Origin of the sequence: Rathayibacter sp. AY2B9 (genome assembly GCF_002931595.1) — a bacterium.
Classification (GTDB): domain Bacteria; phylum Actinomycetota; class Actinomycetes; order Actinomycetales; family Microbacteriaceae; genus Rathayibacter.
This window is the reverse complement of record NZ_PSUB01000001.1, coordinates 424,754-438,890: the sequence shown is the minus strand read 5'-3', so window position 1 is coordinate 438,890 and position 14,137 is coordinate 424,754. Positions and strand designations below refer to the sequence as shown.

Below are 14,137 nucleotides of genomic sequence, written 5' to 3'. Positions count from 1 at the left end.
CCGGGCGCCCTCCGCGACGTCGGCGACCTCAGCGTCGGCGGATCGCCAGGACGGTCCGCTGGAGGAGCCGCGCGTCCTCCCGGTAGGCCCGGAGGAGGAGGACAGCGAGCCCGGCGATCGCCAGGTCGATCGCGCCCACGATCAGCAGCTGGCCCAGGGCGCCGAGCCCGGCGGTCAGGGCAAGCGCGGGCAGCGAGACGAGGACGATCGCGACACCGAGCGCGAGCGGACGGCAGGCCTGCAGGAGGAGCGCCCTCACGTCGATGCCGGCGCGCGGCACGGCAAAGAACGAGAGCACCACCCAGTTCAGGACGAGGCCGGCGGTGCTGCCGATCGCGACCCCGATCGGCCCCCACACCACTCCGATCGCCATGAAGACGACCATGAGCGAGCGCGAGACGATGCTGAACCGCAGCTGGAGCCCGGTCAGCGCCTTCGCCAGGAACACCCAGTAGTAGACGAACCCGAGCGCCTGGAAGACGCCGCCGATCGCGAGGATCCGGAAGATCGTCTTCGACTCGTCCCAGCCGGGGCCGAGCGCGATCTCGATGATCGGGTCGGCGAGCGCGGCTGCCGCGAAGAAGACTCCGCCCATGACGTAGGCGAGCACGAGCTGGGCCCGCTGCACGTACCGCTCGAACTCCGGGCTGTCCTTCATCCGCGAGAGCACGGGGAAGGCGACCCTGGTCATGGGCGCGGCGATCTGCTGGAGCGGCATCCGGAAGATCTGGTAGGCGCGGTCGTAGACGCCCAACGCGCCGGCTCCCCAGACCCGACCGATCAGCACGCTGTCGGCGTTGCCGCTGATGTAGTTGACCAGCTGCACCCCGACCGTGTTCGCGCCGAAGCCGAGGAACGCGCGCATGCCCTGCGTGCGCGAGGGCAGGCCGGGCAGCCAGCCGGCACCGATCACCAGGACGACCAGGGTCGTGACCGCGACCAGCAGCTGCTGGGCGACGAGGGCCCAGTAGCCCGCTCCCGACAGCGCGAGCAGGACCGCGCCCGTGGAGGCGACGAGCTGCGCCAGCACATCGGAGGCGGCGAGCCAGCGGAACCGGAAGCGGCGGGAGACCTCGGCCTTGAACTGGGCCGTGACGGAGTTGACCACGAACACCGCGGACAGCGCCTGGCAGACCGGGACGAGCTCGTCGCGCCCGTAGAACGCAGCGATCGGCACTGCGAGCAGGAACACGATCCCGCCCAGCACCAGCCCGAGGAGGACGTTGATCCAGAGCAGGTTGTTGCGCTGGGCGTCGGTCACGTCGCTGGACTGGATCGACGCCATGGAGAGCCCGAAGTCGCCCAGGAGCGTCGCTACTCCGGCGATGGCCAGCACCATGGAGACCACTCCGTAGTCGTCCGGGCTCAGAAGCCGCGCGAGGACCGCGAGCGCGCCCAGCTGCAGGACGAAGCGGATCCACTGCCCGCCGAGCGTGGCAGCGGCGCCGCGGGCGGCGTCACCGGCTATCGTCACCGCGCAGCCTCGACGACGCTCCCCCAGAGATCGCGCGGGAAGGCCTCGAGCAGCGCGTCAGGACGCCAGTCCAGGGGCGGCTCGCCCCCCGCCTGGATCGCCTCGGCGACGGTCGCGGCCGGAGTGAAGCCCGCGCGTCCGGAGCCCTCGTAGTAGTCCCGGTACTTGAAGTCGGGCTCGCTCGCCGAGGCCACCAGCCGAGCCGGGATCCCCAGCGACTCCGCCACGACTATCGCGTGCAGGGACGAACCGACGACAAGGTCGCTCGCCGCGATCGCGCCCAGCACCTCGAAGACGGGGCGCGTCGGCTCGACGAGGCCGTCCTCCGCCCGCGGGGCGGTCCCGTCGGCGCGCATCCGACGGAGATCGTTCAAGTTGGGGAGGACGGTCACCCGGCGGTCGGGAGTGCCGCGGCGCAGCTCGTCACGACCCCAGAGGGTGCCGACGAGCAGGCCCGGGTCGCCGTAGACCTCGGGGACGGCGATGCCCCGGGCGCGGAGGAAGCCGCGGGTCAGAGGACCGCGGACGGCTCGGACGTCGAGGTCGGTGAAGTCGAATCGTGCGTCCAGCGACTTGCCGTTCGCCCCGATGCCCCACAGGGTGTCCCCGTCGCGGGCGAGCTTGAGGATCGACCCCACGGCGAGCAGTCGGCGGCGCTCGAGCGCGGAGCCGGGTGAGATCCCCTCGCGCTGCAGGATCCGCTCCACGATCATCGGGCCGAGCAGATCGCCGAAGTTGTCGACTCTCCTGCGGATCGGCACGAATCGGGCCCAGGGGGCGCGACTGATCGGCTGTGCGGGATTCCAGTGGACCACGTCGATCTTCGGCACAGAAGTATGCTCTCCTCGTCCTGCGGCATGCGAGAATCACGACGCCGACCTAGACTAACGGCACTCGGCACATCTGCCTCACCGCGTGATATCCCCGCTAGCGAGCGGCGCCCGCGCTCTCGACGGAAGACGATCCCATCTCGAACAATCGATCAGCGCTTGTCCCCCCCAACGGGCGGCAGAGAGTCGCGCGACGCGGAATGCCCTCGAGCGATCCTCGACGAGCGAGACGGCCGCTTGTGGTGGGCGTGCTCCTGGGCTCCGCGGCAGGACTCGTCGGAGTCCAGGTCAACGCTCTCGGCCCTTTCCAGGGAGTGAGCATGCTGCTCGTGGGGCTGTCCTTCCTCACGGCACTCCTCTGGAAGGACAGGGCTCCTCTCGCCCGAGTGAGACTGACTTCTCTCGACTACTCCTTCCTTCTTCTCCTCATCGCCTGGGGAATGCTCGAGCTCGTGAATTCGGGCGAGTTGAGGCATTCGCCTTTCATCGGCGTGCTCCTCACTGTCGGTGTCGCTTATGCGGCCACTTTCCCGGTCCGGATGGTCGTCCGCGCTCCGTCGGACCTGGCGCCGTTCCTCCGGGGGTTCAGCGCACCGGGCGTGCTCGTCGCGCTGATCGCGATCGCGCAGCTGCTGCGCGTGCCCGGCGTCAACGAGGTGCTGGTGCAGATCACGAGCTCCGGCGGTCTCGCCGAGCGGCTCTCGAGCGGCTGGGACATCCGGGGCACGTCGACGATCGGCCACTGGACCGCTCTCGGCGGGTACCTCGCCTGCGTGATCGCGGCGTCCTGCGTCGACCTGATCATCAGCTCCGCGGGCACGAAGCTCGCCCCCTGGCCGGTCGCGGCCCTCACCGTGCTCTTCGCGGGCGCCGTCACGACGCTGACCTTCGCGACGATCGGCGCCGCAGCGGTCATCCTGGCTCTCACGGCCCTGCGGCTGAAGGCCCGCCCCGTCCTGGTGCTCTCGGGGGCGGCCGTGCTGGCGGCCGGATGGCTCGTGCTCGGGCAGAGCATCGCCGCACGCCTGGAGCAGCAGTCCGGGCAGTCGCAGTACGCGATCGCCCAGTACTCCTGGCTGCCGCAGACCATCGGCTACCGGGTCAACATCTGGGTGACGGAGACCCTCCCCGCCATCGCGGAGCGTCCGCTCAGCGGCTGGGGCACCCAGGTCTACTCGGCCGTCGACAAGGGCTGGCCCGTGCGGCCGTCCTCGCTGGTGTGGGTGTCGCCCGAGTCCGAGTGGATGCGCACGCTGATCGCGAGCGGGGTCCTCGGTCTCCTCCCCGAGGTCCTGCTGCTGCTGGTCGCGTTCGCCGTCGTGCTCCGCTCCCGCCGGATGCTCGGAGCCGCGGCCGTGTTCCCGGTGACGATCCTGCTGGTCGTGCTCGTGGTGATCTCCACCATCCACAGCCACTTCTCGAACCCCGGCGTGCCCCTCGCGCTCTGGCCGCTGGTCTTCGCCGTGGCCGTCGCGGCCCGTCGCGCGAAGACGCCTCCGGTGCCGCCGTCGTCGAAGGCCGAATCGCCGAAGCGGCGCCGGCAGCACCTCCCCCGCTGACGCGGCTGCACCGTCCGGCGCCGGCCGTCCGCGCAGCCGGACGGCTAGACCGACTGGCGCCAGGCCCCGCCGTCCCAGAACAGCAGCAGCTGCCCGCCCGGATCGACGGCGACGTCCTGACCACCGGTGAGCGCGGTGCCGCCCGCCGCCCCGTGGCGCACGGTGACCGGACGGGCCCCGGCGTGCAGCAGGTGGAGCCGCTGACCGAAGACGGAGCCCGAAGGCAGGGCCGCCATCGTGAGCGTGTTCGTGGACACCAGTCGCACCATGATCACCGGGTCGGGTGAGAGCGGCAGGCGCTTCTGGGTCGTCGTGACCTCGTTGTTGCCCCAGACGAAGACGCCGGAGGTGGCGACCTCGGTCGCTCCGTCGGCGGGCACGTCGCACCGCCACTCGATGGACGACTGGGGCGACAGGTTCTCCCCCGGCATGTAGCGGAACGGGTAGCTGAACCGCACATTGCGGGCGCGCACCAGGTGGTCCGTTCCGCTGAAGACGCCCCAGGTGCGGGCGACCATGTCGGGCGTGCTGCGCACCTCCAGTCCGTCGATCTCCGTGCGCTGCTGACCCGGGACCGCGCCCGCTGTGCTGCCCGAGCCGATGGGCCGGGGCGTTCCGGAGGTGTTGGCCTCGAAGTCGAGGATGGTGTCGCGGATCCGCAGCAGGCTGTTCTCGGAGTAGATGCCGTGGTAATCGCCGGTGCCGGGATTGCTCGCGCCCGCGCGGAACACGCCTCCGGCCAGCACGACCGAGGCGTTGTAGCTGACCAGCAGCGCTCCGGTTCGCTCGGCGTAGATGTCCGAGGCCGTCACCGTCGGCGAGGGGTCGAAGACGCCGGCGCTCGGGTGCCCGGCGGGTCGACGGACGACGCGCACCGCGGCTCCCCGGGCGTCGAACGCGCGGAATCCGTTGATCTGGTGCGAGCGCGAGTCCCCGCCCTTGGCCTCGTCCTGCACGATCACGCCGTTCTCGACGAAGCGAGCCGTGCAGTCCACGACCCGGTGCCCGATCCCCCGCAGCTGGTACCCGGACTGCCCCTGGCTGCCCTGGCCGATGCCGGAGGTGGCCGTGCAGCCGATGAAGGTCACTCCCTCCGAGCAGTGGTGCGTGTCGAAGGCGCTCGAGGTGGTCATCAGAGCGTTCACTCCCGAGACGACCGTGCCGTAGGTGCGGCCGTAGCCGGAGAGATCGCTGTTGACCGCGACGCGGTTGGTGTCGTCGGAGTAGGAGTGGCGCACATGCGAGTACACGCCGCGGTCGACCTGGCCGAAGCTGCTCCCGACGTCCGAGACGCCGTATCCGAGGATCGACGAGCCCGCGTCGTCGGTCGCGAACCGCACGACCGCGTCCTCGACGAGGTATCCGTAGCAGGAGGTGAAGCGGAAGACCGGGCCCGAGGCGCGGGTGACCGTCACCGAGCGCAGCTGCGGATAGCGCAGGCGGGAGAAGTAGACGAGGGGCTCGTTCGACGCGGTCGCGCGCGCGGCCGCGACCATCAGGGTGCCTCCCTCGATCGAGAAGGTCTGGTCCGAGATCTGCGCGACGCGGATGTTGGTGCTGTAGGTCTCGCGGAGCACTCCGCCGAGCACCACCGTCGATCCGGACGAGGAGCGCACGACCGCGAACTCGCCCAGGCGGGACTCGACGACGCCGTCCCCCGGCCGGCGCTCCGGGATCGGGTCGTCCGACACGATCTTCACGATCGTGCCGGGAGCCCAGTCCGGTGTGCCGCCGACGCTCAGCTGCGACACGGCGGAGGCTCCGGCCGGAGCGGCGACCGTCACGGCGGTGACGGGGAGGACGGTGCCGTAGGCCCCGGAGACCGAGAAGATCGGCTTCGACGAGGTGGCGACGAGGGTCGCCCCGTGCGCGCTCACCCGCAGGGACTTGGCGAGCCGGGGGTAGAGCGAGGTCCCGACGAGGTAGGTGCCGGTCGGGATCACCAGCAGGCCGCCCTCGGGGACGGCGTTCATCGCCTTCTGCAGGCCGGCGCTCGAGTCCGTCGCGCCGGTCGCGTCGATGCCCGAGAAGCGGGCGGCGGAGGCGACCACGGCGATCCGGTCGAGCTCGCCCTGCGAGATCGTGACCGCGGCCTCGGCGGCGGGGGCTGCGGCGGCGCTCCAGGCGCCGACCGCCCCGATCGCACCAGCGGCGAGGACACCGCGACGCAGGAGGGAGGCGGGACGCCCCGGGTTCTCGTGAGTGGTTCGGTCGCCGATCAAGGGGGGCCTCCCGGACGTGCGGTCGTGGGCGCGGGGAGAGCCCCGCGCCCCCATTGTCGGAAGGGGTCGTCGGCGGGTGGCGCGAGTGAGGCTTATTCGAGGAGACCCCCTCCCACGAGGGGGACAACTGCGCTCAGCGCGTGAGGTGCGCCTCGATCACGGAGCTCTGGGAGCGCGCGTCGTCGATCTCGTGATCGTCGCCGCAGTAGGCCATCAGCCAGCCGCAGTCCGACTTCCTCGTGGAGCCGAAGTACGTGACGTCGAGGCCGTAGCTGTCTGCGGCCGTGTAGAAGGCTTCGCCGACGTCCGTCCAGGAGCCAGCGCCGCCCGCGGTGAGAGAGAGGCTCTGATCGCTGGGCCAGCCGACCTCCCCGACCGAGCAGTGCACCCCGTACCGCCGGCACCACTGCCCGAAGGTCGTCACCGCCGCCACGAAGACATGCTCGTCGGTGCCGCCCTGCTTGTCCGAGCGCAGGGTCGTGCCCGTGCCGCCGGGGTAGAAGTGCTGCGAGTACACGATCCGGTCCAGCGGGTCCTGGATCCACGGCCCGTCGGGTGCGATCGCAGCGACCGTGCCCGTCGTCGCCTCCCGCATCCCCTCGACCCAGATCGTGTGCCGATCGCCGGTCCCCCGGACGGCCGACACCACGGCCTCCGTGTAGGCCTTGTAGGTCTCGACGGGGACCAGCGACCGCTTCACCTCGTTGAAGAGGTCGTAGGCGGCGATGCGTCCGTCGTCCTGGAACTCCGCCGCGAGCAGGGTCCAGACCCGCTGCGCCTGGGATACCGAGAGCCCGAATCCGAACCAGACGGTCCCCGCGGGCAGATCGCCCTGGCTCGCCGGATAGGTGCCGTTGTTGTGCAGGTCGAGCACGGCCCGCATGCCGGCGGCGCCGATGGCGGCGATCTCGGTCCGGAGCAGCGCGACCGCCGCCGGATCGAGCCCCTTCGCCAGAGCGTCGTCGGTGCTCTCCCCGTCGGCCTGCGGCTGCAGGAGCGACCAGGGCACCGCGAGCCGGACCAGGGTGAGCCCGCGGTCCGCCAGGAACTCGTAGCTCTCGGCCGGATTCCCGGCGGTGCAGTCGACTCCGACGTCGACGCGCGACTGCAGATCGAACACGTTGACGCCGCGGAGGTAGGACCGGCCGCCCAGGTAGTCGTCGACCGAGCCGATGGCAGGCGCGGGCGACGCGGAAACGGACGACGGCGCGCAGGCCACGGGAGCAGTTCCGTCGCTCCGCTCGAGGAGCCGCACGGCGACTACGACGAGGGCCGCGACCACCACGACGGCCAGGAAGATCAGCAGCGGGCGGCGGAGCCCATGGCGCGGCCGATCGCGTGCAGCGGCGATGCGAGCCTCCCGAGCCTGCCTGCCCGGTGCGGCCACCGGATCGCCGCTGAGGCTAGCAGAGCTCCGCGACGCCTCAGCGCACCGCCACCGTCGCGCGGTCGCGGCCTGTGAGGTCGCGCTGCGTGGTCGCTCCGCGCCAGCCGTCGGCGGTGAGCAGGGCGCGGATCTCGGCGCCCTGCAGCTCGCCGTGCTCCATCACCAGCACTCCCCCGGAGCGGAGCAGGCGGAGGGCGGTCGCCGAGAGCGAGCGGACGACGTCCAGGCCGTCCTCGCCGCCGTAGAGAGCCGAGGGCGGGTCGAACAGGCGCACCTCCGGGTCGCGCGGGACGGCGGCGGCCGGGATGTAGGGGGGGTTGGAGACGACGACGGAGACGGTGCCGTCCAGCTCGGGAAGCGCCCGGGCGAGGTCGTCGAAGACGATGCGGGCGTTCTCGAGCCCGAGCCGCTCGCGGTTGCCACGGGCCCAGATGAACGCCTCGGGAGCGTTCTCCACGCCGATCACGCGCGCGTGCGGCACCTCGTGCGCGAGCGCGAGCGCCAGGGCTCCGCTGCCCGTGCCGAGGTCGACGGCGATCGGCTCCGGGTCGACGACCGCGCGGAGCGCGTCGATCGCGATCTGCGCGACGCCCTCGGTCTCCGGGCGCGGGACGAACACGCCGGGTCCGACCGCGAGCTCGAGCGAGCGGAACGGTGCGATCCCGGTGATGTGCTGCAGGGGCTCGCGAGCCGACCGGCGCTCGATCGCGCTCGCGAACGCCGCGGCGTGCTCCTCGTCGACGCTCAACCCCGTGATGAGGCGCGCCTGCAGCCGGCCGCGGCCGAGCCCGAGCAGGTGCCCGAGAAGCAGCTCCGCATCGACGTCCGGCGTGGGGACGCGGGCGGCGGCGAGGCGGGCGACCGCGTCCGCGAGGAGGGTGCGCGCGTCGACACCGGTGGTCACGAGGGTCACGCCTCCTCGGAGCCGATGTCGGCCAGGCGGGCCTCCTCGTCGGCCTGGATGGCGCTCTCCACCACCGGGTCGAGCGCGCCGTTCATCACTCCGTCGAGGTTGTACGCCTTGTAGCCGGTGCGGTGGTCGGCGATGCGGTTCTCGGGGAAGTTGTAGGTCCGGATGCGCTCGGAGCGGTCCATCGTGCGGATCTGCGTCTTGCGCGCGTCCGAGGCCGCCGCGGCGATCTCCTCCTGCTGGCGGGCCAGGATGCGGGCGCGCAGCACGCGCATGCCCGCTTCGCGGTTCTGCAGCTGGCTCTTCTCGTTCTGCATCGACACGACGATGCCGGTCGGGAGGTGGGTGATCCGCACGGCGGAGTCGGTCGTGTTGACGGACTGCCCGCCGGGACCGGAGGAGCGGTAGACGTCGATCTTCAGGTCGTTCTGGTTGATCGCGACCTCCTCGGGCGCGTCCACCTCGGGGAACACGAGCACGCCCGTGGTCGAGGTGTGGATCCGCCCCTGCGACTCGGTCACGGGGACGCGCTGCACCCGGTGCACGCCGCCCTCGTACTTGAGGTGCGCCCACACGCCCTGCGAGGGATCGGTGGCGTTGCTCTTGATCGCGACCTGCACGTTCTTGTAGCCGCCGAGGTCGGACTCGTCGCGGTCGAGGATCTCCGTCTTCCAGCCCTTCGCCTCGGCGTAGTGCAGGTACATCCGGAGGAGGTCGGCTGCGAACAGCGCGCTCTCGGCTCCGCCCTCGCCGCCCTTGATCTCCATGATGACGTCGCGGCCGTCGTCGGGGTCGCGCGGGATGAGCAGGCGCCGCAGCTTCTCCTGCGCCACCCGCAGCGACTCCTCCAGCTCGGGGACCTCCTCCGCGAAGGCCTCGTCCTCGCGGGCGAGCTCGCGCGCGGCCTCGAGGTCCTCGCCGGCCTGGATCCAGGCGGAGTGGGCCGCCTTGATCTGGCTCAGCTCCGCGTAGCGCCGGTTGACCTTCTTCGCGCGGGCTGCATCGGCGTGGAGGGCCGGGTCGGAGAGCTGCGTCTGCAGGTCCTCGTGCTCGGCGAGGAGGATGCTGACGGATTCGAACATGGGGTCCTGGCTTCCGGAGGTGGTCGGGGTCGGGCTCATCGCCCGGGGACGCGAAAACGTCCGCGGCCGCCCCCGGTGACAGGGGCGACCGCGGACGTCGGGGCGCTAGTGGTGGCCGTTGCCGTGGCCTGCGGTGGCCGGGCCGACGGCCGACTTCGAGACCTGCATGAGGAACTCGACGTTGGACGAGGTCTCCTTCAGGCGCGACAGGATGATCTCCAGCGCCTGCTGCTGGTCGAGCCCGGCGAGGGCGCGGCGCAGCTTCCAGGTGATCTTGACCTCGTCGGCGCTGAGCAGCATCTCCTCGCGGCGCGTGCCGGAGGCGTTCACGTCGACGGCGGGGAAGATCCGCTTATCGGCGAGGTGGCGGGAGAGGCGGAGCTCCATGTTGCCGGTGCCCTTGAACTCCTCGAAGATCACCTCGTCCATCTTCGAGCCGGTCTCGATGAGCGCCGTCGCGAGGATGGTGAGCGAGCCGCCATTCTCGATGTTGCGCGCCGCGCCGAAGAACTTCTTCGGCGGGTACAGCGCCGAGGCGTCCACGCCGCCCGAGAGCACGCGGCCCGAGGGAGGAGCGGTCACGTTGTAGGCGCGGCCGAGACGGGTGATGGAGTCGAGCAGCACGACCACGTCGTGGCCCAGCTCGACCAGGCGCTTCGCGCGCTCGATCGCGAGCTCGGCGACGGTCGTGTGGTCCTCGGCCGGGCGGTCGAAGGTGGAGGCGACGACCTCGCCGCGCACGGTGCGCTGCATGTCGGTGACCTCCTCCGGACGCTCGTCGACCAGGACGACCATCAGGTGGACCTCGGGGTTGTTCTGCACGATCGCGTTGGCGATCTGCTGCAGGACGATGGTCTTGCCGGCCTTGGGCGGCGCGACGATCAGGCCGCGCTGTCCCTTGCCGATCGGAGCGACCAGGTCGATGATCCGCTGGGTCAGCTTGCCGGGCTCGGTCTCGAGGCGCAGGCGCTCGGTCGGGTAGAGCGGCGTGAGCTTCTGGAACTCGACGCGCGCAGCGGCCTCCTCGACGGTCTGGCCGTTGATCGAGTCGACGCGGACGATCGCGTTGTACTTCTGGCGGCCGCCGCCCTCGCCCTCGCGGGGCTGGCGGATGGCGCCGACGACCGCGTCGCCCTTGCGCAGGTTGTACTTCTTGACCTGGCCGAGGGAGACGTAGACGTCGCTGACGCCGGGCAGGTACCCGGTGGTGCGCACGAAGGCGTAGTTGTCGAGGACGTCGAGGATGCCGGCGACCGGGATGAGGACGTCGTCCTCGCCGATCTCGGGCTCGAAGTCGTCGCCGATCGCTCCGCCGCGGCGCTTGCGGTCGCGGTAGCGGCTGCGGCGGCCGTCCTCGCCCTCGGCCTGCTGGCCGTTCTGGGGCTGTCCGGAGCCGTTCTGCTGAGGAGCCTGCTGGCCCTCGGACTGCGCGGCGCGCGCGCCCTGACCGTTCTGCGGCTGGGACTGCGCGGCGGGGCTCTGCTGAGCGTCGTTCTGGCGGTCGTCCCCGCGGTTGCGGTTCCGGTTGCGGCGGTTGCGACCGCGGCCGGTGCCCTGCTGGTCGCCGTTCTGCTGCTGGTCTCCGCCCTGCTGCTCCTGCTGGTCGCCGGAGTCGGAGGAGTCGGCGTCGTTCTCGGCGGGCGCCTGCTCGGCCTGCTCGCTCTGCTCGGAGGCGCCCCCGCGGCTGCGGCGGCGTCCGCGGCGCTCGCGCTGGCCGCCCTCGCGGGAGGAGTCGTCCGACTCCGGCCCGTTGGGCAGCTCGATGTCGATGACGGGCTTCGCGGCCTGGTCGGCGTCGCGGTCCTGCTCGATGACGGGGAGGTCGGGGATCAGCGACTCGACGCCGGTCCCGCCGGGGATGTTGAGGTGCTCGCCGGCGGCGACGGTGCCGCTGGAGGCGCGGCGCGAGCTGCGTCGGCGGGGCGCGCGCTCGGCGGGCTCGGCGACCGGCTCGGCCGCCGCGGGGAGCTCGAGCTCGACGGGGGCCGACTCGGCGGCCGTCGCGGAGGGCTCGTCGACGGTGGGCGCGGCCTGCTCGAGGACGTCGGCCGTGTCGGCCTCGGTGCTCTCGACGGGCGTCGGCAGCTCCGCCGGCGCCTCGGGCTGCGGAGCGGACTGCTCGGCCACATCGGCCGGCTCGGCCTCGACGCCGGTGGCGTCGACGTCCGGGGCGACCGCTGCGTCGTCCGGACCGACCGCGTCGGCGATCGCGGCGGGCGCGTCCTCGGCGGAGGCGGCGCGCAGGTCCGAGATGGCCTGGACCAGCTCGCCCTTGCGGAGCTTTGAGGCGCCGCCGAGGCCGAGCCTCGTCGCGAGAGCCTGGAGCTCGGCGACGCGCAGACCGGAGAGGTCGGCGGTGAGGTCCACGGCCGAGCCGTGGGTGTTGACGTCTGTCACTGGAGAGGGTTCCTTCCCCCCGGGAACGAGTGCTCACCGGGAGAGCTCATCGACCGTGCGGTGCCATCGCGTGTTCTGATCCACGCGATGCTCTCGGCCGCCGGGACCGACTGCCGCAGAGAGCGAGGAGAGGGCCCGGAGACCAGGCGCCGGTCTGCAAGAGGAGCAGGGGCGCCCTTCACACGATGTGATGGCCGTGGTTGTCGGGACGATCCGTCGGACAGATTCCGCTCGTTACGCGGTTCCTCGGGATGCGGTCCCCACTGTAGCACCCTTGAAGTCGACGGCCAGCATGTGCGCGCGCCACGGCGTGGGGGCCTCCCGCTCCACCAGATCCGCGGCGGCGAGGCGCTGTGCGGGGTCGCTGCAGAGCACCAGGACGCTCGGTCCGGCACCCGAGACGACGGCCGCGTAGCCGTGCGAGCGCAGCAGCGCGATCAGCGCTGAGGTCTCGGGCATGGCGGCCGCGCGGTAGTTCTGGTGCAGCTTGTCCTCGGTCGCCGCGAACAGCAGCTCCGGGCTCTGGATGAGAGCGGCGATCAGGAGCGAGGAGCGCGAGACGTTGAACACCGCGTCCTCGTGCGGCACGCTCTGCGGCTGCAGCGAGCGTGCCAGCCGCGTCGACATGGTGTGCTCGGGCACGAAGACGACCGGGGACACGCCGCGGTGGACCATGAGCTTCTTGGAGCGCGGTCGCAGCGGCGAGTCGTCGGCGCCGGAGGCGTGCGGCTCGACCCAGGCGATGGTGAGGCCGCCGAACAGTGCGGGCGCCACGTTGTCGGGGTGCCCCTCCATCTCGGTGGCGATGCGGAGGAGGTCGTCCGAGTCGAGCTCGACGACGCCCTCGAGCAGGCCCTTCGCGGCCATGATGCCGGAGACGATCGCGGCGCCGGACGAGCCCATCCCGCGGCCGTGCGGGATGATGTTGCGCGCGATCACCTCGATGCCGGGCATCTCCTGCCGCTGGTCGGCGAACGTGTACGCGATGGCCTGCACGACGAGGTTCGTCTCGTCGGTCGCCACCTCTCCCTCGCCGACCCCGTGCACGGTGACCCGCGCACCCGTGGCCGCGACGGCCGTCACGTCGAGCTCGTCGTAGAACGAGAGCGCCAGGCCGAGCGTGTCGAAGCCGGGGCCCAGGTTCGCCGAGGTGGCGGGGACCTTGACGTGGACGGTGCGGCCGACGGGAACCGCCGAGGTCATGCGCCGGCCAGCCCCAGCACATCCGCGATCGCGGCGGTGTCGACCGGGACGACGGTCGGCGTGATGTCCGCGCCGTCGGCCGTGCGGAGCGCCCACTGCGGGTCCTTGAGCCCGTGGCCGGTGACCGTCAGGACGACGGTCGCGTCCTTCGGGATCGCTCCGGCCTCGGCGCGCTCGAGGAGCCCCGCGACGCTGATCGCCGACGCCGGCTCGACGAAGACGCCGACCTCGCCCGCGAGGATGCGGTACGCCTCGAGGATCTTCTCGTCGCTGATCGCGCCGAAGTAGCCGTCGCTGACGGTGCGCGCGTTCAGGGCGAGCTCCCACGAGGCCGGGTTGCCGATCCGGATCGCGCTGGCGATCGTCTCGGGGTGGCGGACCGGGGCGCCGTGCACGATCGGAGCGGAGCCCTCGGCCTGGAAGCCGAACATGCGCGGGAGGCGGGTCGACTCGCCGCGCTCCAGCTCCTCCGAGTAGCCGCGGAAGTACGCGGTGTAGTTGCCCGCGTTGCCGACCGGGACGATGTGGAAGTCCGGCGCGTCGCCCAGCACCTCGACGACCTCGAAGGCCGCGGTCTTCTGGCCGGCGATGCGGTCCGGGTTCACCGAGTTGACCAGGTGGACCGGGTAGTTCTTCGCGAGGTCGCGGGCGATGTCGAGGCAGTCGTCGAAGTTGCCCTGCACCTGCAGCAGCTGCGCGTTGTGCGCGATCGCCTGGCTGAGCTTGCCCAGGGCGATCTTGCCCTCCGGCACCAGGACGGCCGCGGTGATGCCGGCGTGCGTCGCGTAGGCGGCGGCCGACGCGGAGGTGTTGCCGGTCGAAGCGCAGATGACGGCCTTCGCGCCGTGCTCGACGGCCTTCGAGATCGCCATGGTCATGCCGCGGTCCTTGAAGGAGCCGGTCGGGTTCATGCCCTCGTACTTGACCCACACCTTCGCGCCCGTGCGCGCCGAGAGGGCCGCCGCGGGGATGAGCGGCGTGCCGCCCTCGCCGAGAGTGATGACCGGGGTCGCCTCGGTGACATCGAGGCGGTCCGCGTACTCGTGCAGGACTCCGCGCCACTGCTTGGCCAT

Annotated in this window: 10 protein-coding genes; 1 reads left to right on the top strand and 9 read right to left on the bottom strand. The window is 71.7% G+C overall.

Translation table 11 applies throughout. The annotated features are described in order from the left end of the window. Window positions 1–28: 28 nt before the first annotated feature. Together C5C25_RS02085 and C5C25_RS02080 are read right to left on the bottom strand one after the other, a co-directional pair. Complete coding sequence (locus C5C25_RS02085; protein WP_146079411.1) at window positions 29–1,474, bottom strand: lipopolysaccharide biosynthesis protein; 1,446 nt, start codon at window positions 1,472–1,474, stop codon at window positions 29–31. Further along, a complete protein-coding gene (locus C5C25_RS02080; protein WP_104237571.1) occupies window positions 1,471–2,304 on the bottom strand; it encodes a polysaccharide pyruvyl transferase family protein in 834 nt (277 codons plus the stop codon). Before C5C25_RS02080 ends, C5C25_RS02085 begins: the two co-directional genes overlap by 4 nt. Before the next feature lie 239 nt (window positions 2,305–2,543). On the opposite strand from C5C25_RS02080, the gene C5C25_RS02075 reads away from it, so the two are divergent. Next, a complete protein-coding gene (locus C5C25_RS02075) occupies window positions 2,544–3,863 on the top strand; it encodes an O-antigen ligase family protein (RefSeq protein WP_181133611.1) in 1,320 nt (439 codons plus the stop codon). A gap of 44 nt (window positions 3,864–3,907) precedes the next feature. Here C5C25_RS02075 and C5C25_RS02070 read toward each other — a convergent pair whose 3' ends face one another. The 7 genes from C5C25_RS02070 to thrC all read right to left on the bottom strand — a co-directional run bounded on the left by C5C25_RS02070 (window position 3,908) and on the right by thrC (window position 14,137). Next, a complete protein-coding gene (locus C5C25_RS02070) occupies window positions 3,908–6,085 on the bottom strand; it encodes a hypothetical protein (RefSeq protein WP_104249570.1) in 2,178 nt (725 codons plus the stop codon). Between the two features lie 133 nt (window positions 6,086–6,218). After that, window positions 6,219–7,370: a glycoside hydrolase family 5 protein gene (locus tag C5C25_RS02065; RefSeq protein WP_181133610.1), complete on the bottom strand. Its 1,152-nt coding sequence runs from the start codon at window positions 7,368–7,370 to the stop codon at window positions 6,219–6,221. A 139-nt stretch (window positions 7,371–7,509) separates the two neighbouring features. Then, window positions 7,510–8,385, bottom strand: coding sequence for a peptide chain release factor N(5)-glutamine methyltransferase (gene prmC / locus C5C25_RS02060; RefSeq protein ID WP_104237567.1), 876 nt, complete (start codon window positions 8,383–8,385; stop codon window positions 7,510–7,512). Next, window positions 8,382–9,464, bottom strand: coding sequence for a peptide chain release factor 1 (gene prfA / locus C5C25_RS02055; RefSeq protein WP_104249568.1), 1,083 nt, complete (start codon window positions 9,462–9,464; stop codon window positions 8,382–8,384). Before prfA ends, prmC begins: the two co-directional genes overlap by 4 nt. 105 nt (window positions 9,465–9,569) lie before the next feature. Further along, window positions 9,570–11,861 (bottom strand): transcription termination factor Rho, encoded by a 2,292-nt coding sequence (rho, locus tag C5C25_RS02050; RefSeq protein ID WP_104249567.1) that lies wholly within the window; start codon window positions 11,859–11,861, stop codon window positions 9,570–9,572. A 234-nt stretch (window positions 11,862–12,095) separates the two neighbouring features. Further along, window positions 12,096–13,064 (bottom strand): homoserine kinase, encoded by a 969-nt coding sequence (gene thrB, locus C5C25_RS02045; RefSeq protein WP_104223004.1) that lies wholly within the window; start codon window positions 13,062–13,064, stop codon window positions 12,096–12,098. Beyond that, complete coding sequence (gene thrC, locus C5C25_RS02040; protein ID WP_104223003.1) at window positions 13,061–14,137, bottom strand: threonine synthase; 1,077 nt, start codon at window positions 14,135–14,137, stop codon at window positions 13,061–13,063. The genes thrB and thrC overlap by 4 nt, the downstream gene beginning before the upstream one ends.